The sequence below is a fragment of the Laspinema sp. D2d genome (assembly GCF_025370755.1).
Taxonomy (GTDB): domain Bacteria; phylum Cyanobacteriota; class Cyanobacteriia; order Cyanobacteriales; family Laspinemataceae; genus Laspinema.
Genome location: NZ_JAMXFC010000016.1, coordinates 1 through 25,073, shown reverse-complemented (window position 1 = coordinate 25,073; position 25,073 = coordinate 1). Strand labels below are relative to the sequence as shown.

The following is a 25,073-nucleotide window of genomic DNA, read 5'->3' as shown; positions in this document are numbered from 1 at the left end:
TATTCCTATTGAACATGGTTATGTTTGGCTATGAGCGCCTCTTTGAGATCACTTTCATAGAGGTTGGCATCAATTAGATTGGCTTGGCTTAGATTGGACAGTTTCCAACAAGTGCCAACACAATCAGTATTTTTTAGATTGGCATTGGTCAGATCCACCCACTTGACATCCGCATCCTGGAGGTTCGCTTGGCTGAGATCGGCTCCATCTAAAAGCGAGCCATTCATTTTGGCACCGTCTAACTGGGCCGAGGTTAAAATCGCCCCGGTCAAATTGGCTCCGTAAAGTATAGCTTCGGTCAGTTGGGTATGACTTAAATCTGCATAGCTCAGATTAGCACCACTGAGGTCCGTATGGCTGAGATCTAATCCGCTTAAATTGGCTCTGGACAGATTGGCATTATGAAAGACAACCCCTGCGATATTTGCTCCTTGTAAGTTCGCGCCCGCAAGGTTAATGCCGCTGAGGTTAAGTCCCTGGAGATTAGCGTGGCTCAAGTTGGCATCGGCGAGGATAACTTGACTAAATATTACTTCGGTGAGATTTGCTTGTTCGAGATTGGCACTGCGTAAGTTGGTTTCAATCAAATCTGCTCGACTTAAGTCGGCTCGTCTTAAATTGGCGTGACTCAAGTCGGTTCGACGCAGATCAGCGGCTCTGAGTGTGATTTCCTCTAAGTTGGCTTCAATGAGTGTCGCTCCCTGAAGAAGAGCAGAGCAGAATTGGCTATGACTCAAGTCTGCACCTGTCAAATTTGTGTAGCTCATGTTAACCCACCCAGCTTTTTGATGAGATAAATCCCAATGGGAAAAATCTCGCGTTCCTGAGCGGTAAAGGGTCTCAAATGTTTCGATCTTCATAAGGAGTCTTTCCTAATTATGTTGTTATCTTTTGATAAATCTTAGTCAAGGGTTCAGACTAACGCCCTCACCCTTTAGACCGATCCCCACTAGGTTTAGAAATATATTTTTTGGGCCGATCGCCTTTAAAACCCAAAATAACAAGACGAGAGGCGAAACTTTTTTTAATCCGGTTTTCAACTCCCGAAGTCCATGCCAGTCAACGGAAATCCCAGAAAGTTTCCGTCAATAATTAAGGTCCAAAAAGTAGTCTAATTCTGAGGGTAGAGCGAGAAAACCCCCTCTACTCAGAGATAGGTTTAGTAAAATCTTGACTCATTTCGGGTTTTTAAACCCAAATAATTCTATAGCTCAAGGGAATTGCATCGGGGTGAAATTGTAGGTCTAAATTGAAGCTTAAGATACCTACAGTTTGTAATAATTTTTGCAAAAAAAATGGTCAAGATTTTGCGAAAGGGGAATTCCTCCATCAAAATCTCCAGATTAGGGAATGGTTCAACTCCGGTGGGTTAGCGCCCTTGTGGCTAATCTCTAGCATCGCCTCTGGCTATCACGAAGGGCACTACACCGCAGAAAAATTTTGATTGCACTGCAACGGCGCAATCTATGGGTGATATTTGAATTTTTGGAGTTCCCTCAATCCACCTTAAAAATTCTGCTTTCGGGAAGTTGTTTTAAGCAGGGGAGCTCAGAGGGAAGAGGAGAGGATAGAGGAGGCAGGGGTGGTTAAGTTAAGGGAAAGCACCCGATCGCCTCCGCAACTAGGATACTCAAGATTCGGGCAATTGATATTGGCTCACAATCTGCTTGGCAAATTCGGGAACATGAGCGTCTAATTTTTCAGGATGATTCCGTTTGACATACAGATAGTTGCGGGTGAAGTGGGAATCAATGGAGAAGCGCGCATACTCTAACCCTTTCGGACCAATTCTTTCGATCGCCACCCCCATCAGTTTCGCGGCCCACATCGGCAGGGTCACGGCTTTGTCATAAGCGGGAATGCTTTGTTGGACAGCGGCGCGGCGATCGCCTCGGGACATCACTGGCTGAGTTTCTAACTGTTCCGTAACCAAATCGAGCATTTCTTGTCCCGTTTGATTGCGAACGACAATCCACTGCCAACCGTATGGTGCACCCATATACCCCACCACTAAATCAGCTAGGGAGTTGACATAATCAAAGCAACTCAAACAAGAGGGTGCAAAAATATCTTTGAGTTCTTTCGTATTCAATCCAAAAAATGGGACTTTCTCGATAGAACCGTCCTCATGTTTAAAATGAATGCGGAAATCTTGCATGAATTCGTAATGCACCACCGTTTCTGGGGATTTGCTGGTGGTTTCTAAAAATTTCTGTAATCCTTCCCGGGAAACATTATCAACACAGGGGGTCCCTAAAACATAGAGTTTTTCTAACCCCAGTTCCTTTTGGACTGCACGCAATGCCTGGATCTGACAACCGACCCCAATCACCAGTAAGCGCTTCATCCCGGACTTTTCGACTTGTTCGAGGACGGACAGATTGGGGGAGAGGGTGGGTTTATTGACTTTGGCGGCGAGGATTTCTTCTTTGGTGCGCGCCAGAATGGGCATGGGTCCGAATCGGTCTTCGGGGGTATTTTGAACGCATACGACCCCTTCAACCAGGCCGCGATCGAGCATTTCACAGGCGATCGTGCTCACGATTCCGGTCCATTGTGCACCGGGGATCGGTTCCTGCTTCCGTGCCGCCATCATTTGTTGATGGACGCCAAAATAGAGTTCATCGGGGTTATCTAAGTTCCGGCTGAGTCCGTGGGCGCTTTCTTCCAGGGCGGCGATTTGTTGGTTGAGAAAGGCGCAGGCTTCTTTAACGTAATGGATGTAATAAGTATCGCAAAGGCCACACTCGCTGCACAATTCTTTCGCGGGAGGACGGCTACCGGGTTTGAGCGCTTTGGATTTCTGGTGCTTGGGGGTTGGCTGTACTGCGGTCATGGAAGGCTCTATCTATCAGAGAGAGGACTTTTAAACACAATACCCTAAAGCTTGGAGGAATGGTAGCTGGAAGTGGGGCGCTGAGATTATTTTTCGGCGTGGGTGTCAGGGGATGTTCTGGGAGATTTTGGGACTGATCCTGATTCCTTGAGTTTTCTGCAATCTTTTAATTTCGGGTTTTGGGATAGGGGAATCGGTGGATTCAACAGGGGGTTTTTGAAAGGAAGAATTGTGAGTTTAGCTTTTCCGATGCGATCGCACTGAAGCGGTCTATTTCAGGTTGGTAAACCGCAACTCTTGGGATTTTAACTTGATTTTTGTAGCCTTTCTTACCGTATTTTTTCGGATTAATGGATTCAACCCTGACCATGCTGGGGTGAGGGTTACGGGAAGGGTGGGGCTAGGGAGAGGCTGCGTGTTTTTCAACTTTTAACCGGAGGAATTGGCAAGAATATAAAAGAATCATTAAATTTAAAGGATTTCAAGCAAAACTATTAGATTATTAGAGGGAATGTTCAAGAATCAGTTAACGGATGGGGATAAGAATCGGTTATGGAGTTTTTAAAGCAAATTCTTGCCTTTGAACCGGACATTTTCTACGGGTATGCATACCTAGGGAATTTAAACGGAATTAAACTCCATCTGATAGATGAGGCGTTGAGAAGCCCTGCTATACTAACGGCCTTCGCCTTTGCTGACTGCTTAATTGGTTTAATTTTTCTCTATTTAATTTACCGCGATCGCCCTCTTCCAAACCCGAAGTTCCCACAAAATGAAACCCCTCGGTTTCGGGAAATTTTTAACTCCAGCTTGCAGTTTATGGCGGTGTTAAATCCCCAAGGGATGATTCTCGATGTCAATCAAACCGCCCTAGATTGGGGGGATTTGCAATTAGACGAGGTGATCGGGGTCCCCTTTTGGCAAACGCCCTGGTGGAGTGAGAATCAGCCGAATGAAGAGGGACTGATTGAGGCGATCGCTGCGGCGGCATCGGGAAACTGCCTACGGTATGAAACGGAAATTGGCGGGTTGAAAAGTCCCCGGCGAACATTGGATTTTTCCATTCGACCTGTGTTGGGCGAAGGGGGGCGCGTCACCCAACTGATTGCGGAAGGTCGAGATATCACGGCGCGAAAAGGATATGAGTCGGAACTGCTGAGGATTCGCAAAGCCGTCGATAGTACCGGGGATGCGATCGCCATCTCAGATTTGATGGGACAGCCGATTTATCAAAATTCCGCCTGCACTCAGCTATTCGGCTATACCCAGGAAGAACTGAATAGTGCCGGAGGTCCCTGGAGGCTGTATCAAGACCCTGCCCTGAGTCGGCAAGTCTTCGAGACGGTTTCCTCGGGGGGTTCCTGGCAAGGGGAAGTCGAAATGAAGTCGAAAGGGGGCGACTGTTTACAGATTGCAGTCCGCGCCGATGCGATCGTGGACGAATACAATCAAATCGTGGGATTTATTGGTATTTATACGGATATCACGGCCCGACGACAGTTAGAAGCGGAACTTCATCACCAAGAAACGGATTATCGTCAGTTAATGGAACAAGCCTCGGAAGGCATTTTCATTATCGATGAACGGGGAAATTATCTGAATGTAAATCCCCGGGCCTGCGAAATGTTAGGGTATTCCCGAGAAGAACTTTTACACCTTAATTTCAAGGCGATCGCCTGTCAACCGGAAATCGAGATGTTCTCCAGTCCATTACAAGGGCTCATGTTGGGAGAAACCCGCAGAAGTGAACATTGGTTACGGCGAAAAAATAATACCTTATTGCCGGTGGAATTGAGTTCAAAAATGCTTCCCGATGGCCGAATGCAAGCGATCGTTCTCGACATTACCGATCGCAAGCGGTCCGAAGCGGCTTTACGAAAATATCAAGAACAGCTAGAGAATTTAGTTGCCCAGCGCACGGCTGAACTCACCCGCGCTAACCGACAATTGCAAAGCGAAATTGTGGCGCGGCAAAAAGCCCAAGCGGAATTAGAACAATTTTTTAAAGTGTCTGCTGATTTGATGGCGATCGCTTCTTTTGAGGGTTACTTTAAGAGAGTTAATCCGGCGATTACGGATATTTTGGGATATAGTCCAGAGGAGTTTTCCCGCCAGTTTTCCCTAGATTGGGTTCATCCCGATGATCGGGAACTCTCGGAGAAAAAAACCAAGCAAATGCTGGCTTCAAAAGAGGCGATCGCCTTTGAAAATCGCTACCTCGCCCAAGATGGGTCTTATAAATGGATTTCTTGGTCTGCTGTTCCAGTTCCCGAAGAACAATCGATCTATTGTGTGGGACGGGATATTAGCGATCGCAAGTCAGTAGAAGATGCACTCCATCAAGAAACCCTTCGAGTTACGGAACTTCAAAATCGTTTCCAACGATTAGCGGATAATTTACCTGGGGTAATTTATCAATATTTGATTACTACTGATGGCACGATTTCTTTTCCCTATGTGAGTTCGGGTTGCCGGGATATTTTAGAATTAGAGCCAGAAGAAATTGAACAAAATGCCCAGTTAATGTGTTCTTTGATTCATCCCGAAGACTCGCCCATTTTTAACGAATCCATTACGCGATCGGCCCAAACTCTCCAACCCTGGAAACGCAAATTTCGGGTAATTACCCCGGGGGGAAAAGTTAAATGGCTGCAAGGGGAATCCCGTCCCGAACCCCAGCCGAATGGAGATATTCTCTGGGATGGCGTTGCGATTGATATTACGGATCTCAAACAGCTTGAGCAAGAATTGTTACACAGTGAAGAACGGTTTAGAACCTCTGTTGAGAATATGCTGGACTGTTTTGGAATTTATTCTGCCTGCCGAAATGAAGCGGGTGAAATCATTGATTTTCGGCGGGAATATGTTAATGCTTCAGCACGGCAACAGTGTCATTGTAGCCGAGATAAAATAACTCACGACTGTTCTTTTTGCCAAGTGATGCCCGATCAGCGCCAAAGCGTTTTGTTTAGTAAATATGCTCAAGTTGTCCAAACGGGAGAACCGTTAAATGAAGAATTAATTTTATATGAAACCGAGGGAAATCCGGACTTAAATGGGATAAAAAATCGTCCCCCTGTCCGGGAAGCTTTTGATATCCGCGCGACGAAACTTGGGGATGGATTTGCCGTGGTGTGGCGTGACATTAGCGATCGCAAGCAGATGGAAACGGCGATCGAACGGGAACGACAACAGTTACAACAGATTGTGAATTGCGCACCCGTGGCGATCGCGATGTTTGATACCCAAATGTGCTACCTCGCCCATTCCAGTCAATGGTTAACTCATCATGGTTTAGACTCTTTTGGGCAACCTCAAACCCCGGGTAGTAACAATGGCACTCAACCCTCGTTAATTGGGCGGAATTACTATCAAGTTTTATCGGATATTCCCGAACGCTGGTGCAAAGCTCACCAACGGGCTTTACAAGGAGAAATTGTTTCCGTTACGGAAGACCTTTGGGAAAAATTAGACGGGTCTTCTACCTACATTCGCTGGACAATTTCTCCCTGGTATCTAGCAGAAGGTGAAATTGGGGGAATTGCCATTGCGATCGATTGCATTGATGAATTAGTAAAAGCCCGGGAAGCCGCCTTAGAATCGGCCCGGTTCAAATCTCAATTTCTCGCCAATATGAGCCATGAAATTCGGACTCCCATGAATGGCGTATTAGGCATGGCTGGCTTGCTATTAGAAACCCCCCTGAGTACCCAACAATACGATTATGCCAAAACTATTCGCGCCAGTGCTCAACATTTACTCAGCATTATTAATGATATTCTCGACTTCTCCAAGCTAGAAGCCGGAGAAATGCACTTAGAACAGTTTGACTTTAATCTCTATGAAAGTGTCGAACAAGTTCTGGATTTATTAGGTGCACAAGCTGAAGCGAAAGGTTTAGACTTAAGTTTCTTGTTTGACCCCAACTTAACCCGAAATTTACAGGGGGATCCCGTTAGACTGGGCCAAATTTTACTGAATTTAGTGGGGAATGCCATTAAATTTACGGAAGTCGGGGAAATTATTATCCAAGCCTCCGCGATCGCAGAAACAGAAGAAACGGCTTCCATTCGTCTGAGTGTCAAAGATACAGGAATTGGCATTTCTCCCGAAGGGCAAAATAAACTCTTTCAATCCTTTTCTCAAGTCGATGCTTCGACAAAGCGTCAGTATGGAGGGACGGGCTTAGGCTTGGCAATTTGCAAGCAGCTTGTAGAAATGATGGGAGGACAAATTGGGGTTGATAGTAAAATCGGTGAAGGTTCTACTTTTTGGTTTACGGCGGAGTTTAAAAAACAACTCCATTTCACTCCTATAGAGGTTAGTCCTCACTGTAAACTGCCCAGTTTACGGGTGTTGGTGGTTGATGATAATCCGCGAATTCGTCAGTCTGTTCGAGAGTTAACCCAAGCCTGGGGAATGCATACCGATGATGCTGCGAATGCCAAAGAAGCTTGGAATGCGTTGCAAGAAACCGTGAAGCTCAATCAACCCTATGATGTGCTGTTACTAGATTTACAATTACCCTCCCAAGAAGGATTACAGCTATTAGAAAGCCTGCATTACAATCGTGATCTATTTGAGTCTCATCTGTTTCCCGAAACTCAGGTCATTTTAATGACCAATCAAAGTCAAAGAGACATTGCCGAATCCCTGTTATCTAAAGGGGTATCCAGTTATTTCTTTAAACCCGTCCGGGCTTCAAGATTGTTTGATACCCTGATTAATGTGGTGAATGGTCCATCCTCCAACGCTTCTCCTCTCGGACCTTTACACACGCAAATTACCCCAGCTTATGCCATTAATATTTTAGTAGCGGAAGATAACCTGATTAACCAAACGGTAATTTTAAGTCAGTTAGAAATGTTAGGGTATCAACCTGATTGCGTTACCAATGGGATAGAAGCATTGGAATTTCTCACTAAAAAAACCTACGATTTGGTTTTGATGGATTGTCAAATGCCGGTGATGGATGGGTATGCGGCTACAAAAGAGTTGCGCCGCAGGGAGGAAGCACAACGACATACTATCGTAATTGCACTGACCGCGAATGCCATGCGAGGCGATCGCCAAAAATGTCTCGATGCTGGGATGGATGATTATCTGAGTAAACCCATCGAACGTGAAGATTTAGCTGCTGCCATCCGCCGTTGGATTCATAAAAAACCGGGACCGGATAACTGTCTACAAGTTCCCTCACCCCTCAAAATTCCTCGTATTCAACCCACGGCAATTCCCACTAGCCTCCTGACTCTGAACCCCGCCTCTCCCTTACCCCTTTCTCTTACTGAATGTCCGGTTAATATGGAACGTTTACTGAAAGTAACCCGAGGAAATTTATCTTTACAACAGCGACTTTTGGGGGTATTTATTGATAAAATTCCGGAAGATATTGAGGGGATTACTCACGCCTTAGTGCAGCAAGATTTACTAACCGTTGAGCATTGTGCACATCGAATTAAAAGTGCTGCTAGTAATGTAGGAATTTTCTCCATGTCTGCGATCGCGGCTCAATTAGAAAGTTTAGCGCGTCATCAAACCTTGGAAGGTACGGCTGAACTCGCTAGTCAGTTGCCGATTATTTTAGAACAAGTCCGATGTTTTTTTGAGGACCATTTTTGTCAGAAAACATCGGTTTAGAATCATCTCCTACCCAATTGAGTGGAAACTAAAAGAATATAGCCCGCGCAGACGGGCTAATTTATGCTTTTTGCAGAGAACAAGAAGCCATTTTAAAAGCTACAATAGAGGAAACTTTTCCCCCGTAACCTACAGCAGGAGATGAGACTATGGCATTAGGCGATCGCATTAATCGGCTGATTCGGTCAAATATCACCGATTGGAAACATCAACGGAAAGACTACCAACGTGAACTCGAACAAACTTTGAAAGAATTCAAGCAAAGCGTTCAAAATGTTGTCTTGAGTCAAGAAGTCCTCTGGCGTAACTATCAGACTGCACAGCAGCAAGTCGATGAATTAGTTGAATCTGCTAAACTTGCCTTAAAACAGCAAAATGAACCCCTCGCCCGGGAACTTTTAACCCGCAAACAAAGCTACACCAAACAGGCAGAAGAACTCAAACAACGACTTGATGAATTAATTCCTACTGTGACTCTTCTCGAACAACAACTCGCTGCCTTAGAATCAGAACGAGATATGTTTCAAGCCAGTCTCGCTTCGGCTAACCTAGAACAAGATTTAGACGCCCTCCCGGATCTGGATTTTGCAGAAATTGACGCCGAATTAGAACAGTTGCGATCGCGCCTGAATCAATTATAAAAAATTCCCATCCTAATTTTACCCGGGACAGTAGGCATTCCCCAAAAAATTTCCTTCCCTGAGTTCAAAACCGTTTATAATTTTAGGTCTGACTGATTCTGAGTACCCATTAAATTAGAACAGCAGAATCTTCGCTCAATTTTTATAAAAGGCGACTGCCTGCTTGACTCTCAACCCTCAATCATAAATGTCTAATCCGCGCCAAATTGCCTTTTTAGCCCTCCGAGATGTCCATCGTCGGGGTGTTTTTGCCGATATTGCCCTGGATAAATGGCTGCAACAAGCCAAACAGCAGGAAGAATCTGCTCTTATTCCCAGCGATCGCAGATTAGCCACCGAATTAGTCTATGGTTGTGTGCGCCGAATGCGAACCCTAGATGCCATTATCGACCAACTCGCTAAAAAGAAATCCGCCCATCAGCCCGATGACCTTCGCATCATTCTTCATCTAGGATTATATCAATTGCGGTATCTTTCCACCATTCCTGTTTCTGCTGCTGTCAACACGACAGTGGAATTAACCAAAGACAATAAATTTAAAGGACTGGCAGGGTTTGTTAATGGATTATTACGCCAATATATTCGATTAGCTGAAGCGGAAAATACAGATCCTTTAGTGCTTCCTGATGATGAAATCTCCCGATTAGGACTCTTGCATAGTTTCCCCGATTGGATAATTGCCCATTGGTGCGATCGCCTGGGAGTTGCAGAAACTGAAAAACTCTGTACCTGGTTCAACCAATCCCCAACCCTAGATTTACGCATTAATCCCTTAAAAACCACCCGCGAAGAAGTCGAAACTGCTTTCCAATCCGCCGGAGTTCAAGTTGCCAGATTGCCCTATTTACCCCAAGCCTTGCGCTTATGTAGTGGTGCCGGTGCCATTGAAAACTTACCGGGATATCAAGCAGGATGGTGGACAATTCAAGACAGTAGCGCCCAATTAGTTGGGTCCTTACTCGAAGTCAAACCCGGACAAGTGGCGATCGATGCCTGTGCCGCCCCCGGAGGAAAAACCACCCATCTTGCAGAGATGATGGGAGATACCGGCACCATTTGGGCTTGTGATAAAGCGCCTTCCCGACTCAAAAAAGTTAAAGAAAATGCCGATCGCCTTCAACTTCACTCCATTCAAACCCTGAGTGGAGACAGTCGCAAGTTCACCCAATTTCATCAAACTGCTGATTGGGTCCTCTTAGACGCCCCTTGTTCTGGACTCGGCACCCTTCATCGTCGCGCCGATGCCCGTTGGCGTCAAACCCCAGAAAATATCCAGGAACTGTCCCAACTCCAGGGGGAATTACTCGAAGAAACCGCCCATTGGGTGAAACCTGGGGGTCACCTCGTCTATGCCACCTGTACCATTCATCCGAAAGAAAATGAAGAGGTGATTCAAGGATTCCTCGCTCATCATCCCACCTGGGAGATAGACCCTCCCACCACCGATTCCCCTGCCGCACACTTTGCTAAACCCGAAGGCTGGATCACCGTTTGGCCCCACCATCATGATATGGACGGATTTTTCATGGTGAGACTGAGGAAACACCAGACAGAGTAATGTCAGGGCGATCAATCGGCGATCGCCCTGACTTAGATTTTATTATGGGGGTATTGACTTAAGTTTTACTTATCAACCTTGGGGACTACATCGGGACGATCTTTATCTTCCCAACCGGGGGGACGCTTGGAGTTATACCAGGCAATCGAACCCAGGGTCACTGCCGCAATAAAGCCTACGACATAAACCAAGGTAAAACTTACAGGAAAATTGTTCGCACTCGCCCCCGCAGCCGCAGAGACTTCCATCAAGATATTCATAAGCGTTTTTCACAAACTACACTTTACAGCTTACGGCAAGAGGGAACCTCCTGTCTCCCTCTAAAGAGGAATATTAGGGGAGATTTAAAAATTAGAAAAACTTATAGTTTGTGGGTTGGCGATGAAGGGAGGTTGCTGGGGGGTGGAGGGGCGATCTCTCCACCAGGTTTGCTTGAGTGGGAGGATGCAGCCTGACTGCATACCAAAATGAATGTATCAGCCGATTCCTTAAAATCCCCGCATTTTACCAATTTACTTAATATCGCAGAGTTCTTTTGCTTTTTGAAATAGCAATTCAGCTCGGATCTGTAAAAAACGATTATAGTCATTCTCTAAAAATGGTTCGATTGGGCAAAAATGCGTTGACATTATTTTTTGAAATGTGATTGGATCGGAGGGCATAGATATACGATATTCATTGGGGGGTGAATCGTTGATTTTATTGTTATCATTCCTAGCAAGTATTGAAAGGTTCGCCAAGCAATTTATATCATTATCAGAGATGCCCAGACTGCTTAAAAAACTTCTTGGGAAAATATGATGAAACTCCTTTCGATTAGCTTGAGACAAAACTTCTCCTAATGAAATTTTTGTGCCTTGAATAAAGTTTAATGGTTCTTCTTGTGCTAACAGCAATACAAATGTATTAGTGATTACTGTAGACATTCTGAAGCGGGTTTTAAGAAATAAGCTATTATCTAAGGATACATCAAAATCTCCAAGTTGATGAGGTTTTCCATCCTTCATTTTTTGTACTTCTGCCAAATCTACGGACGTGCTTTTAGCCCCTCCCCTTGCATACCTTTGAGAAAAACAAGCACGCCAAAACCATCTTTTAATAGCTTCATATTGCTCATGTGATTTGGACGGGAGTTGTTTTTCAGAGAAAGCGAAAAATAACGCTAAAACAGGTAATATGTTGTCCATAGGCAACATTTTTAAAGAAAAAATATTAAGTTCCTTTTTTAAAAAATCAATCGCTGTAAGTATGGCATTTTTAATTGTATCAAAATTCATACTGACTTCATTTCCAGGTAGTTTAATAAAATCCTCTGGATTGACACTTTGCTTTACTACTGCCGAGCAGCATTTTAGGAGTAAATCTGACCCTAATTCTTTGAATCCAAATGGTTCTAGTTCTTCAGAAACTTCTCTAAACTTATCTTGTAAATCAAAATTTTCACTCCAATTCCATACACATAAAAGCTGAAAAATATTTAATTCAACGCCTTGGCGGTTAATCCTTTCAAAAACCGTTGCTACATATTTCGGTTCTTCGCTTTCAAAACGTGCTACAGGAATTTTAGCTCTGTTAAAGCGATGGACTAAATCATCTATCTGGCTTGCTAAACTTTCATCTAAATTTCTTGTAGCCTGTCTATATTTGGGTTGGGGGAGTCAAAAACATACTTAAGTGGAAAATATTTTTGTGGATCGTAATTTTGAAAATCTTCTAAATATTTAAAGGGTACAGATTCAGAACTATTTATTTCAAAAAATAGATTGGTCCAGTAAGTATTTCCGTTTTGTTCGGGAAAAAGAGAATTTTGAAATACCCCAAAAATAGAGGTTATTCTCTGTTGCCCATCAAGAACATAATCTAGGGGATATTCTGGATTATTATCAGGCAGTCTATAAGGACCAAGATTCTTTTCGGTTTTTAAAGGATTTCTAGTTGTCCAAATTAATACAGAGCCAAAAGGAAAACCTTTATAGATACTATCTATAAAATAAAGAACTCGATCGGGATCCCAAACAAAACCTCGTTGGAATGATGGAATTCTAATTCTCCCTCTTTTTACATCATTGATCAAGTCGTCAATGTCAATAGAATCACCCATATTAATCAATTTCCTTTTAATTTAGAAAATCAGGCATTAATTTTTGTTGAAAAGAGCAAGCATGGTAACTCAGTTTCATATCCTACCCCAAGGATTACTCTAGCACATCCTTGGGGTGTTCCTCCATTCTCATCTGCCTAATTAGTAATATCCTTCAGAGTAGTCCCCGGCATTGGCAGAACCCGTTTGAGCATTATCTGGAGTGGTATCTCCATAGAAAATACTATTAGGAATTACCGGCTTAGTTTTGATAAACTCTTTGCGTCCATCTAAGCGTTCGGGGATTTCCGGAAACTCTTTAACGGGCATTCCTTCCACTGCTTTTTCCATGAATTGACGCCAGGTAAAAGCAGCGGTACTGCTGCTTCCCCAGGTGGGATAACTATCATCATTTCCCAACCAAACCCCGGTGACTAATTGAGGAATATAGCCAATAAACCAAAGGTCTCTCGCTTCGTCAGAGGTGCCGGTTTTTCCCGCAACGGGACGGTTACCTAACTGCGCCGCTGATCCCGTACCATATTGGACAACGGGTTCTAACATCCAAGTAACAATGGCAGAGGTTTCTTTATCCAAGGCTTGTTTGGGTTGGGTTTTTCCTTGGTAAATGGTGTCCCCTCGGCGATCAATAATGCGGGTGATGCCGTGGGGTTCGTGATATTTTCCTTCAGCAGCGATCGTGCCGTAGGCGCTAGTTAATTCGAGTAAATTGACTTCAGAGCCACCCAGGGCTAACGAATAAATCGGGTCAAGTTTCGACTTGATGCCCATGTTTTTAGCGAGTTCAATGGTGGGTTCAAAGCCAACATCAATTAACACTTTGACTGCGACGACATTAATAGAATTGGTTAAAGCATCAGCAATAGAAACCCAGCCGCGATATTTTCCTCCAAAATTGCGGGGTTTGTAACCATCAACTTTAAAATTGGCATCTTCATAGCCATCGTAGGGAGACCAACCGGCGGCGATCGCAGCAGCATAAACAAACCCTTTAAAGGTCGAACCCGGTTGCCGTTGTGCCTGAGTGACGCGATTAAATTCGCTTTCCTCAAACGATCGCCCTCCCACCATCACTTTAATTTCCCCCGTATCTGGGGCGATCGCCACCAATGCCGCCTGATCAAATCCTTGGGCAGGTCCATCCAATTCTGCCGCCTCTTTCACCACCTGTTCAGCCATTTTCTGCCATTTCAGATCAATGGTGGTTTCTACTGTCAATCCACCCATTTCTAGGGCTTCTTTTGACACCAACTTCGGTAATTCTTTCTGAATGTAAGAGGTAAAATAAGGCGCTTCAACTTTGAGTCGTTTTGGCGCACTGGCTTGTACCTGTAAAGGTTGTTCTCTCGCTTGATCCGCTGCTTCTGCGGTAATGTATCCGAGTTCAGTCATACGCTGTAAAACAATATTGCGGCGTATGCGGGCATTTTCTTGATTGACTAAAGGCGAGTAAGCTGAAGGTGCCGGGGGTAATCCAGCAATCATTGCCATTTCGCTGAGAGTCAGTTCATTCACGGACTTACTAAAATAAACCCAAGCGGCATCCGCTATGCCATAAGCACCTGAACCGAGATAAACATAATTAAGGTAGCGTTCGAGGATTTGCTGCTTCCTCATGTTTTTCTCAATTTTTCGGGCTAAAAATGCTTCCCGAATTTTGCGTCCCGCTGTTTGTTCTTGAGTTAAAAAGACCATCCGGGCGAGTTGTTGGGTAATGGTGCTGCCCCCTTCAACCACCTCTCTAGCCAGGATATTAGCCACCGTTGCCCGCAGGACCCCTTGATAGTCCAATCCCCGATGTTGATAAAATCGGCTGTCTTCCGAAGCAATAAAGGCTTCAACAAGGGGTGGGGGGATGTCCTGCATTTTCAGCTTGTCCCGAGTGGCGGGCCCGATTTGCTGCAAAATAGTACCGTCTTTAGTGGTAATGGTTAACGTTCCATCCCGGACAAAGGTAAAGATTTCTGAGACATCCGGTAAGCTGCGATCGATTCGCCACCAAACCCAGCCGAGGGTTCCAGCGGTACTACTGACGACGACAACACCCAAACCCACCCAAAAGATGCGACGACGATAGAGGGGTTTTCCGCCCGGGTTAACCCAGAGGTGTTTGAGGGTGGATAGAATATTTTTATTAGGTTTACCGGCTTTGGAGGGTTTGCCCAGTTCCAACGGTCTACCCCCCTCTCCTGGGGCTAAACTGAGGGGAGACCCGGGAAGAGGGGTTGGGTTTGAAGGGTCAACCCCGGGGCGATCGCCTGGGTTTTGCTGACGCAAAGTCCCCGATTTTTTGGGTTTGCTCCCGGTTGCCCTCCCGAATCTCCTGGAGATATTTTTGAGCTTGGAAATAAAATTAGCCACGTCAACTCCTCTCACCGCCACTTACCGAGCCTATTGGGTTTTATTTTAGAGCTTGGGATCAGTATTTGCACTAAAAATACACCGAGGTTAATTTCTTAGCCGGAACCTGTCAGTTCCGGCAGCTTACCAGGGTTAGGATTTAATGATGCCGACCCCTAAATAATATTGGCATGACCGATCGCCAGGGCCGTTACCAACATTCCCAACACCAAAAACGGCTGGGCGGATGCCTGATATTTGACATCATTTTCCAAAGGATTCCGCAGAAAATACATATCCTGGAAGGTAATTTGCGGAATCACCAGCAAAATCAGGATTGCCGCATACAGGTTTTGGTGAATCGCAATCAGGTATCCCGCGATTCCCAATTGAAAGATATCAATCATCAGAACACAGATCCAAGCGGCAGTCCCGACCCCAAACATCACAGGTAAGGATTGCAAACCCAGTTGTTTATCCCCTTCCACGCTTTTAAAGTCATTGACAATGGCAATTCCCAATCCCGCCATACTGTAAATCAGGGTGATCACCATGATTTTGGGACCAATTTCCCCAAATAGGGCTTGTCCCGCCCACCAAGGCAGGGCAATATAACTGGCACCGAGGGCATAGTTTCCTAACCAGCCATTTTTCTTCAGTTTCAACGGGGGGGCCGAATAAATATAAGAAACGAAAGAACCCCCGATTGCCAAGGCAGTAATGGTGGGAAAATCATGACCCGCCCAGATATCCAGGGCGTAGGCAACCCCAATCCCGGCGAGTAACAACACCCAAATTTGGCTAATCACTTGCGGGACGGCGATCGCCCCGGAGGGAATCGGGCGATAGGGTTCATTAATCGCATCTAAATCGCGATCGTAGAAATCATTAATGGTTTGAGTGTAGCCTGCCAGCAAAGGGCCAGACATCAACATACAAGCGGCGGCAATTAAAATATGCTCTAACTTCCATTCGTAGTTACCGGAAGCTGCCGCCCCACACACCACACCCCAAATCAAGGGAATCCAGGTGATGGGTTTCATCAGTTGCAGGCGAATCTTCCAAATGGATGTTTCCTGGACATCCGCCCCTTTCATTCCCAACATCTGCCGAGTTCTAGCATTGCGGTTGGATGACTCAGGGGAAGCACTCGGGATGGGTGTTGCTGAAGTAGCAGCCTCTGGAGATGGCACGCGATCGGGAGAGTTGGACAGATTGGATTCAGATGTAGGAGGGTTAGACATATCAGACTTGGGAGAGTTTCGGTTCGTTAAGTAATTAGTCTAGTTTATTATGCAATCTGACGGGAACTGGAGCCTCTTCAAATATCACCATAGCCCCCCATCAGGATTTAAGCCGGATTCATACCAGTAACAGATCATCCCTTGTTAGGGATTATGAAGTCCCTAGGCTGGGCTTTTTCTTCCTCAGATTCCCTCGTAACCTTGACGTATTTCCACGAAACCCCCTTTCCTTGGATCCAGCCAAGTTTGGATATCCACTCCACCTAAAAATCTGATAAGATAACACTTGTTCTCAGAATTCGTCTTAGGTTTCGTTGTAACTTGTTCTGAATTCATCGCCAAAGGATTAAGCCAGATGCAACCCCATTAAGTTATTTCTGGGATTGTCAGCGGTCTACTTTCCCATCATACCGGAGAGCTTTCAGGAAACATTTGCACAAAACCGGCAGCTCAGTTTACTACAATCGATCTAAATTCTATGCTCTTTAATTCATTAGAATTTATTGGTGTTTTTTTACCTCTGGCGCTCTGGCTCTTTTACCAGCTTGGAAAACGCGGTTATTATCTCTGGGCGATCACTGCCTTAGTTGTAGCATCGTTATTTTTTTATGCTTGGTGGAACCCCCCTTATCTTCTTCTGTTAATATTTTCTATTGGCATAAATTATACAATTGGTCTAGCATTAGAGCGGGACGAAATTGGTGGTTTTATTGTTAATAAAAAAATAATTCTCATTATAGGGCTGGCCGCTAACTTAGCAATTATTAGTTATTACAAATATTTTGATTTTTTTATAAATAATTTAAAATTCATACTCCCCATTGAGTCGCATCAATCTCTCGATTTAATTTTACCGTTAGGGATTTCATTCTTTACCTTTCAGCAAATTGCTTATTTAGTAGATTGCTATCGAGGAGAAGTTGGAAAATATAGTTTATTAAAATATGTACTGTTTGTCAGCTTTTTTCCCCAACTCATTGCTGGACCCATTGTTCATCACAAAGATTTAATCCCTCAGTTTTATAATCGATTAATTTATAAATTTAATTATAAAAATTTTGCGATAGGTTGTACTATTTTTATAATAGGACTGTTTAAAAAAATGGTTTTTGCGGATAATGTGGCTCGATATGCAAATCCAATTTTTAATGCCGCAGCCCAGGGGACCCGCATCCAATTTTTTGAGGCTTGGGGAGGGGCGATCGCCTATTCGTTGCAACTTTACTATGATTTTTCTGGGTACTCGGATATGGCGATCGGTGCTGCACTGTTATTTGGAATAACTTTACCCCTTAACTTTTATTCACCCTATCAAGCAACAAGCATCATCGAGTTTTGGCGGCGATGGCACATTACCCTCTCTAGCTTTCTGCGAGACTATCTTTACATTCCCCTGGGGGGAAATCGTCACGGAGAATTTCGCCGTCAAATCAATTTAATGATTACCATGTTGTTAGGAGGTTTATGGCATGGTGCCGGTTGGACATTTGTGTTATGGGGCGGGTTACATGGAATTTATTTAGTCATCAATAATCAATGGAGAGCGATTTGTAAAAAGTGGAGAGGCGATCGCCAATCTAATCCAGGCTGGACTCGGTTTATCAGTGGCGGAATTACTCTAATCGCTGTGATCGTAGCTTGGGTCTTTTTTAGAGCTAATAACTTAGATACAGCCTTGTTATTAGTGCAGGGAATGATGGGAGAAAATGGTATATCGATTCCCTTAGCGATCGCCAATAAACTCGGATTTATCAAAGCCGGTTTAGCCAGTTTGGGGATTACATTTAAATCTTTTGGGGGGGAACAGTTTATTTGGACTTATATTTGGGGCTTAATCCTGCTAATCATTGCCTTATTATGTCCCAATACTTACCAGTTAATGAAAGGGGATAATCCCCTGCAAACCCAGGAACTAATTTTTTCCAAAATTCCCGAAATTTCCCCCTTAAAATTCCTAGCATGGCAGCCAAATTTCATCTGGGCTATTATTATGGGAATTGCTACATTTATTCTTTTAAAAACATTTTTAGGGGTTCCTGAAAGTGAATTTTTATACTTTAATTTTTAAGATATGAAAAAATATTTAGGCTATTTACGTCTACTTGTTTCTACCTTCTTAATATGTTGGGTGATTTTCTTTGGCTCGGTTTTTTACCAACTGGGAGTTCCTACCACAAAACTATCCAGTTGGATTAACCATCTCTATGTTTATAAATCGCAAATTGCTCGTTCAATCCAAACTCCTAAATTAATCATTGTTTCTGGTTCTAATGGTTTATACGGCATTAGCTGCAAGGCTATCTCTGAAGAGACTGGCCTAGCTTGTGTCAATGGGGGGACTCAGGCCGCAATGGGAACAGATTACCTCTTTAGTAAAGTCCGAGAATGGGCTAAACCCCAAGACATTATTCTTCTTACTCTTGAATATAACTTTTATCGAGACCTCGGTATTCCTAATGATGTTTTGATTGACTATGTAATGAGTTACGATACTGAATATCTATTTTCTTTAAAACCCCTTCAACAACTTCGGCTTATCGGAGGAATTCCATTTGTTCGTTTATTTCAGGGTATTTTTAAAAAAATCAACAGTTCTTTACCCGAAAAACTTCCAGAAAATCCTAGTATTCACCTAAATGAATATGGAGACACCCTTAGAAATAAAGAAGCAGATATCAATGCTAAGTTGATTGAAATCATTGATGCGCTAGAACCGTTTTTACTTCAAGGATATATTGAGCCTAGTTACGGGATGAACAATATCCGTGAATTTGTAAAATGGGCCCGAGAAAATGGTATTCAAGTCCTGGCCACTTGGCCCAATACGGTTAAATTTGACGTTTACCAACAACCCCAGCAACAAGCCTATTTTCAAAGTATCAAAGATTTTTATCACGAAATTGGTGTACCGATTCTGGGTGAACCGAAAGACTTTATGTACGAAAAATCCATGTTTTACGATACAATTTACCATCTTCACGATCGCGGCGTCAGTCAGAGAACTCGCCAAACCCTTGATTTACTTTTACCCTATTTAACTGACCGTAAAGAATTTCCCTAAGATCTACTTACCCTTCTATAGTTTTCTCTCTAAATACGATCGCCCGTCGGATGCCTCCAGTCCAACCGGAACCTCTCCAACGGGCGATCGCACCGTTTAAAACAAATTAAAACGAAATAACTAAGAATTGCTGCTGAAACTTCGCCCCTTTAACGGCTTTCCCCTTTAACTCCGGAGGCAAGGAAATATTACGCCGTTGGTCCCCCGCTTCAATGGTCACTTCTGGACCATATTGCGTCAGCTTGACTTGTTTTTTGTCAAAACCGGGCAAAAATAGCTTCACTTGACTATTCACCCGGTCCACTTCAATCGGTTGGGGGACGCCTGCGGGTTTCTTGAAGTCTGGCAATGCATCCATCAGGGGTTCCCAATTGTTCCCCTCCATCTGAGGAAGGGAAGTTACCGGCAGGGGTGCAAATTGTTCTACCACTTCATCGGTGACTGGGGTTAAATTACAAATCAATCCGCCAATGGTGAGTCCTGCTTGTTGAGCACTCCCCCAGAGATAGCGACTGGTTTCCACCGCAAGGCGATCGCCCGTCGTCACCAAGTAAGCAATCACCCGATTGGGGTCACCCACGGATTGTTTCCCCTTTTCCAATAAATCCGTTGCTTGTTCTGCCGGTTTACCGCCGACATTATCCAAGGACCAGCCCGTATTAAACACGGTACTGGTAACAGGTTGCACAAAGGGTGACAGCGCTTTCCCTAGTTCCGATTCACCCAACACCCCTCGGAAACGACGAATATACCAGCTTAAAATCTCGGGGATTCCCAGCATCCGCAGGGTATCTTTATCCCCTCTGCCGTCGTAAACGATCACATCATATTGATTGCTGGCATCATACTCGCGCAGGGCATTCAGTGCCAGGGCACTATCCATCCCCGGCAACACCCCCAATTCTTCGCCATAAACTTCTTTAAAAAACGGAGTCCGCAGATATTCCGCTTCCAAATCTTTGACTTGCTGCCAACTCCGTTGCAGCAGTACCGCTGATTCCAACTGTACTGCTTTGAGGTTAGCGCCGATTTCTATGGGATCGCAGGTGACGGTCACACCGACGAGTAAACTAAAAGCGGGACTGCTATCCTGGCCGACGAGCAATACGCGCTTACCTTGGGATGCAAATCTCTTGGCAGCAGCGATCGCGACGGTCGTTCTTCCAGTCCCACCCTTTCCTAAAAAGGTCAAAATTAAGGCCATTTGTTTCTGTTTGTTTCCCCGGGACCTTTCTTATGTTAATGGTCGATCGCGGGAGTGACAGGTTGGTTTCCCCACTGTTACCACCGCGATCGCCCCCCTTACAGGGCTTCGACTTCATCCTCAAAGAACCAAGTGGTGATTCCGCTATCCAACTGAACCACCACGCCAACACCGCTGCCATCCGTCATTTTAAAATCTTTGATTGTGCCGACGGGATTGGTTTTAATTTTGGCGACCGTATCAGCCGACAATCTTTCTCTAAGGCGGGTAACTTTGACCTTTTGACCGATTTTCATTTGAAATCCTGTGGGTTTCCTCTGATTGAACCATTCCACAGTTTATCAGTGCTTGTCGCTGATTATGAAGCCTTTGGACAAAGGTTGAGGGAGGAATTTTCTGCCTTGTTCCGTTGTTCCTGCGGTCTTCTCTAGTCCCCTAACCGAACTCATCATGCTTGCCAAACGAATCTTACCCTGTTTAGATGTCAAAGCCGGTCGTGTTGTCAAGGGAATCAACTTTGTCAACCTCAAGGATGCCGGAGACCCCGTAGAACTCGCTCAGGTTTACAATGAAGCCGGTGCCGATGAGTTGGTATTCCTGGATATCACTGCCACTCATGAGGACCGGGATATAATTTTTGACGTGGTGTACCGCACTGCCGAACAGGTTTTTATCCCCCTCACCGTCGGGGGCGGGATCCAATCCTTAGAAACTATTAAAAAATTGTTAAGAGCCGGGGCCGATAAAATCAGCATCAACTCGGCAGCGGTACGAAACCCGGATTTTATTAATGAAGCCAGCGATCGCTTTGGGAATCAATGTATTGTCGTAGCGATCGATGCCCGTCGCCGCACGGATCCAGAAAAGCCCGGTTGGGATGTGTATGTGCGCGGGGGTCGTGAAAATACCGGCATCGATGCGATCGCCTGGGCGAAAGAAGTCGAACAACGCGGATGTGGAGAATTACTCGTCACCAGCATGGATGCCGACGGCACTCAGGCGGGTTATGACTTAGAACTGACTCGTACCATCGCCCAACAAGTCCAAATTCCCGTGATTGCTTCCGGAGGGGCCGGAAACTGCCAACATATTTATGAAGCCCTCACCACCGGCCAATCGGAAGCGGCCCTACTTGCCTCTTTGTTACATTACGGCCAACTCAGCGTTTCTGAGATTAAAACCTACCTCGCCGAACGGCAAGTGCCCATCCGTCAATTGTAAAGGGCAGTCCAAACTGCTTTCAACTTGGGTGGGTTCTGCCTACCTGAAAGCCCCCAACCTCAGCCCGCGCAGGCGGGCTTTGTCCGTATAGCCCCACTTTTAAGGGTGCGGGCTTTTATAGACTTCATCCCGAACGCGATCGCGACCCTGGTATTCATTCCCCCTTAATTCTTTGCCCTCTGTCTGAAGTATGAATATTGTCTTAAGGTTTACCATGTAACCGCCACTCTCTATCCCTGCAAATTGCATTCTAATCCTTACCCTACATAGATTTTTGTTCCCTCTCCTTTCAAATGGGTAGGAGGGGGATTTTTTCTGTAACTCTACCCACTTAATCTGAGAGGATGTTAAAATATGTAAAGTAATCGGGGAATATATGTAAAGTTATGATTCTGATCCTCATAATCGTCATAGCTTTGGTGGCCTGGTCCCTGCACCTGATGCAGCAAGCCGTCGATAAAAATGAATTTTCGCTCATGCTTGCAGGGACCCTAGTCGCAATGGCTGCGGCAGCAATGATGGCTGTCTATTTCCTGATGGGCGACTATATGTTGTATGTCCGAGAAATGGCGAATCGAGGAGTGCTAGAGTCTTATTACACTTCCACCAGCGCGGTGAGTGTGAATCCTTGGATAGAAACGGGGACTATAGAGTATTCTGAAATGAACGATCGCGCCCCACGGCTGCCATAGTTCCGAGATTCCACAAGGTGATCGACTCAGTTTATCCACCCTGAAATCCTCTCTGGGCAAGCATTAGCAGACTTTGACAGAACATTCAAAAAATTTTTTATAAACCTAGTTGACAAATTAATTGGGTTCGTGCCAATATAATAAAGCGCTGAACGGGGCTATAGCTCAGTTGGTAGAGCACCTCAATGGCATTGAGGGGGCCAGCGGTTCGAGTCCGCTTAGCTCCATCTGAAACAAAAAGAGGGACACAGTATTACTGTGTTCCTCTTTTTTTTGTTTTGCATCGGGGACAGGCAAGCTCTCTCTGTTCTCAAGTTGCGCGCTTCAAGACTCAAAACTTTCCCTGAATTTAGCAATAGTCACAGGGCGCTACAGTCTCTGATTATCACCCTTCATAAACCAGCCCTAGCGGCGATCGCACCCTTAGCTCAACAGCAGAAAACGAAGAAAAAAACGACGGAATTCATCACCAACACAGTTTGGAGAGAAACTCGTTCCTCGCGATCCCTATCAACCTTTGTTTATTTCAATCGTGATCCCCAACTCGTATGGGTCATCATTGTCCTGAATTAAATCAGACGATCGCTCGTTGCTCCCTGCGTTCTATCAGTCTTAATACTTAGGCGGAGAAACGTACCAAATTTTCACAATAAAACTGTTACAATTTATACGAAATTTACAATTTATATGGATTTTTCGGTTAGGCTACAAATAACAAGGAAATTAATCAGAGCGTGCTGACATCCCGCGCCACCTCAGCCGCGATCGCCTAACTTTAGTCCGGCACGGGATCATCGATTGCTCCGACCTTCATTCCCCAAATTATAAATCTATGGTTTTATCAACGCCCATAACACAACTTGCGCCCTCTCCGGCCTACATTTGCCCCCACGACCGGGCCTGTACCTACCTCGGACAAGCTGCGATCTCCTTAGAAATGGATCCGAACATTCTGCGGATTCTCGAACAACCCCGCAAAGTCGTCACCGTCTCCATTCCCGTGCTTTTAGATAATGGTGAGGTTCAAGTCCTCGCCGGACATCGAGTCCAACATTGTGACGTTCTGGGGCCCTATAAAGGGGGTACTCGCTATCATCCCGCCGTCACCTTACAGGAATTATCCGCCTTAGCCATGCTGATGACATGGAAATGTGCCTTAGTTGGGATTCCTTACGGAGGGGCCAAAGGCGGCATTGCCATCGACCCCCGACTTTATACCGTTCGGGAACTAGAACGAATTACTCGACGCTATACCAATGAACTGATTAAAGACATTGGACCGGCGATCGATATTCCAGCCCCAGATATTGGCACCTCTTCTCAAGAAATGGCTTGGATGATGGACACCTATTCCATGAACGTCGGTCATGCCGTCCCAGGAGTCGTCACCGGAAAACCGTTATCCATCGGTGGTTCCAAAGGTCGGGCGATGGCAACGGGACGGGGCGTAATGATTACCATCCGGGAAGCATTAGCAGAACGGGGACAAACCTTATCTCAAACCCGGATTGCAATTCAAGGTTTTGGTAAAGTTGGCGCAGCAGCAGCCGCGTTACTCCATGAAGCAGGGGCCAAAATTATTGCCGTGTCTGATATCTCTGGCGCATTTTTCGCCGAAAATGGTCTAGATATTCCGGCACTGGAAGGATATGCCCGAGAGAATAAGGGTAGTTTGGCAGGATTTCCCGACGCAGAACTGATTACTAACTCAGAATTATTAGCCCTACCCTGTGATGTCCTGATTCCAGCAGCCCTAGAAGACCAAATTACTGAAGAAAATGCTGATCAAGTCCAAGCGCAAATCGTGGCAGAGGCTGCAAATGCGCCGGTTACCTTAATGGGCGATCGCCTCCTAGAAGCGCGAGGGGTCACCGTCCTCCCGGATATTTTAGCCAATGCCGGAGGCGTGGTGGTCAGTTATCTGGAATGGGTCCAAGGTCAATCCTACGTCTTTTGGGATGAGGAACGGGTCAATCGCGAAATGGAAGGGTTGATGGTGCGCGCCTATCAGCGAGTCAGCGAACTAGCCCAAAACCGCCAGATTCCCCTGAGGCAAGCGGCCTATATGTTAGGAGTAGGGCGCGTGGCTGAGGCTTTACGCGATCGGGGTCTATATCCATAATCCAGGATTACCCTAAACCCCGGCCTCCCACTGGAGACCGGGGTTTTTTGCTACCTATATATAGATAAAGGCTATAGAAATGTCTGGCTATAGAAATGTCTGGCTGAGGATCCTGGGAGTGTCAATCTCATCTCCCTAGCCCTGGTTTCATCTGCAAGGCGATCACTATTCTCGAAAAACTACATGGGGTAAAGAAAGGCGATCGGACCCTCATCTGTCTGAGGATTGAGCAATTTTATTCAGGGCGATCGGTCTTAACTCAACCTTGCCAACCCATTTCCAAAAAAAGTTCTTTCTTCAAACTCTCCCCGTGAAAGGCTTTCAGACTTTTTTCCAAAAAAGTCAAAAAAAATCCTCAAAAACGCTTGACAAACCCCGGTGGGTTAGTTAAAGTAGTAAAGCGCGGTGAGGAA

Annotated in this window: 17 protein-coding genes and 1 tRNA gene; 9 read left to right on the top strand and 9 right to left on the bottom strand. The window is 45.2% G+C overall.

The features are described from left to right. Positions 1–5 precede the first annotated feature (5 nt). Both NG796_RS12655 and NG796_RS12650 read right to left on the bottom strand, forming a co-directional pair. Complete coding sequence (locus NG796_RS12655; RefSeq protein ID WP_261207179.1) at positions 6–860, bottom strand: pentapeptide repeat-containing protein; 855 nt, start codon at positions 858–860, stop codon at positions 6–8. 770 nt (positions 861–1,630) lie between these two features. Next, positions 1,631–2,836 carry a Coenzyme F420 hydrogenase/dehydrogenase, beta subunit C-terminal domain gene (locus tag NG796_RS12650; protein WP_261207178.1) on the bottom strand — a complete coding sequence of 402 codons (1,206 nt, stop codon included), beginning with the start codon at positions 2,834–2,836 and terminating at the stop codon, positions 1,631–1,633. Positions 2,837–3,388: 552 nt separating this feature from the next. Between NG796_RS12650 and NG796_RS12645 the strand changes: the two genes are divergently transcribed. From NG796_RS12645 to NG796_RS12635, 3 genes are all read left to right on the top strand, one after another. Beyond that, the gene (locus NG796_RS12645) at positions 3,389–8,476 is read left to right on the top strand and encodes a PAS domain S-box protein (RefSeq protein ID WP_261207177.1); all 5,088 of its coding nucleotides are present in this window, start codon (positions 3,389–3,391) and stop codon (positions 8,474–8,476) included. 149 nt (positions 8,477–8,625) lie between these two features. Continuing rightward, the gene (locus NG796_RS12640; protein ID WP_261207175.1) at positions 8,626–9,117 is read left to right on the top strand and encodes a PspA/IM30 family protein; all 492 of its coding nucleotides are present in this window, start codon (positions 8,626–8,628) and stop codon (positions 9,115–9,117) included. Positions 9,118–9,304: 187 nt separating this feature from the next. After that, complete coding sequence (locus tag NG796_RS12635) at positions 9,305–10,675, top strand: 16S rRNA (cytosine(967)-C(5))-methyltransferase (RefSeq protein WP_261207173.1); 1,371 nt, start codon at positions 9,305–9,307, stop codon at positions 10,673–10,675. A 65-nt stretch (positions 10,676–10,740) separates the two neighbouring features. Here NG796_RS12635 and psb35 read toward each other — a convergent pair whose 3' ends face one another. The 5 genes from psb35 to chlG form a co-directional block, all read right to left on the bottom strand. Then, positions 10,741–10,935, bottom strand: a complete 195-nt coding sequence (gene psb35 / locus NG796_RS12630; RefSeq protein WP_207088968.1) for a photosystem II assembly protein Psb35 — start codon at positions 10,933–10,935, stop codon at positions 10,741–10,743. Between the two features lie 252 nt (positions 10,936–11,187). After that, on the bottom strand, positions 11,188–11,952 hold the full coding sequence (locus NG796_RS12625; protein WP_261207168.1) for a hypothetical protein: 765 nt from the start codon (positions 11,950–11,952) through the stop codon (positions 11,188–11,190). A 341-nt stretch (positions 11,953–12,293) separates the two neighbouring features. Further along, the gene (locus NG796_RS12620) at positions 12,294–12,776 is read right to left on the bottom strand and encodes a DUF262 domain-containing protein (RefSeq protein ID WP_261207166.1); all 483 of its coding nucleotides are present in this window, start codon (positions 12,774–12,776) and stop codon (positions 12,294–12,296) included. Positions 12,777–12,917: 141 nt separating this feature from the next. Continuing rightward, positions 12,918–15,053 carry a transglycosylase domain-containing protein gene (locus NG796_RS12615; protein WP_411268806.1) on the bottom strand — a complete coding sequence of 712 codons (2,136 nt, stop codon included), beginning with the start codon at positions 15,051–15,053 and terminating at the stop codon, positions 12,918–12,920. A 239-nt stretch (positions 15,054–15,292) separates the two neighbouring features. Continuing rightward, entirely contained in the window at positions 15,293–16,360 is a 1,068-nt protein-coding gene (chlG, locus tag NG796_RS12610; RefSeq protein ID WP_261207164.1) for a chlorophyll synthase ChlG, read from the bottom strand. 478 nt (positions 16,361–16,838) lie between these two features. Between chlG and NG796_RS12605 the strand changes: the two genes are divergently transcribed. Both NG796_RS12605 and NG796_RS12600 read left to right on the top strand, forming a co-directional pair. Continuing rightward, a complete protein-coding gene (locus NG796_RS12605) occupies positions 16,839–18,428 on the top strand; it encodes an MBOAT family O-acyltransferase (protein ID WP_261207163.1) in 1,590 nt (529 codons plus the stop codon). Positions 18,429–18,431: 3 nt separating this feature from the next. Then, positions 18,432–19,421: a hypothetical protein gene (locus NG796_RS12600; RefSeq protein ID WP_261207162.1), complete on the top strand. Its 990-nt coding sequence runs from the start codon at positions 18,432–18,434 to the stop codon at positions 19,419–19,421. Positions 19,422–19,527: 106 nt separating this feature from the next. Here the strand turns inward: NG796_RS12600 and NG796_RS12595 are convergent, their stop codons facing one another. Both NG796_RS12595 and NG796_RS12590 read right to left on the bottom strand, forming a co-directional pair. Continuing rightward, a complete protein-coding gene (locus NG796_RS12595) occupies positions 19,528–20,625 on the bottom strand; it encodes an ArsA family ATPase (protein ID WP_261207161.1) in 1,098 nt (365 codons plus the stop codon). Positions 20,626–20,723: 98 nt separating this feature from the next. Next, positions 20,724–20,921, bottom strand: coding sequence for a DUF2862 domain-containing protein (locus tag NG796_RS12590; RefSeq protein WP_261207159.1), 198 nt, complete (start codon positions 20,919–20,921; stop codon positions 20,724–20,726). A 154-nt stretch (positions 20,922–21,075) separates the two neighbouring features. Between NG796_RS12590 and hisF the strand changes: the two genes are divergently transcribed. The 4 genes from hisF (at position 21,076) to NG796_RS12570 (ending at position 24,660) form a co-directional block, all read left to right on the top strand. Further along, a complete protein-coding gene (gene hisF, locus NG796_RS12585) occupies positions 21,076–21,846 on the top strand; it encodes an imidazole glycerol phosphate synthase subunit HisF (RefSeq protein ID WP_261207157.1) in 771 nt (256 codons plus the stop codon). Between the two features lie 386 nt (positions 21,847–22,232). Beyond that, positions 22,233–22,538 carry a hypothetical protein gene (locus NG796_RS26450; RefSeq protein WP_317619302.1) on the top strand — a complete coding sequence of 102 codons (306 nt, stop codon included), beginning with the start codon at positions 22,233–22,235 and terminating at the stop codon, positions 22,536–22,538. Between the two features lie 154 nt (positions 22,539–22,692). Next, positions 22,693–22,765, top strand: a tRNA-Ala gene (locus tag NG796_RS12575). A gap of 605 nt (positions 22,766–23,370) precedes the next feature. Continuing rightward, a complete protein-coding gene (locus NG796_RS12570) occupies positions 23,371–24,660 on the top strand; it encodes a Glu/Leu/Phe/Val family dehydrogenase (protein ID WP_261207155.1) in 1,290 nt (429 codons plus the stop codon). The last annotated feature ends 413 nt before the right edge of the window (positions 24,661–25,073 follow it).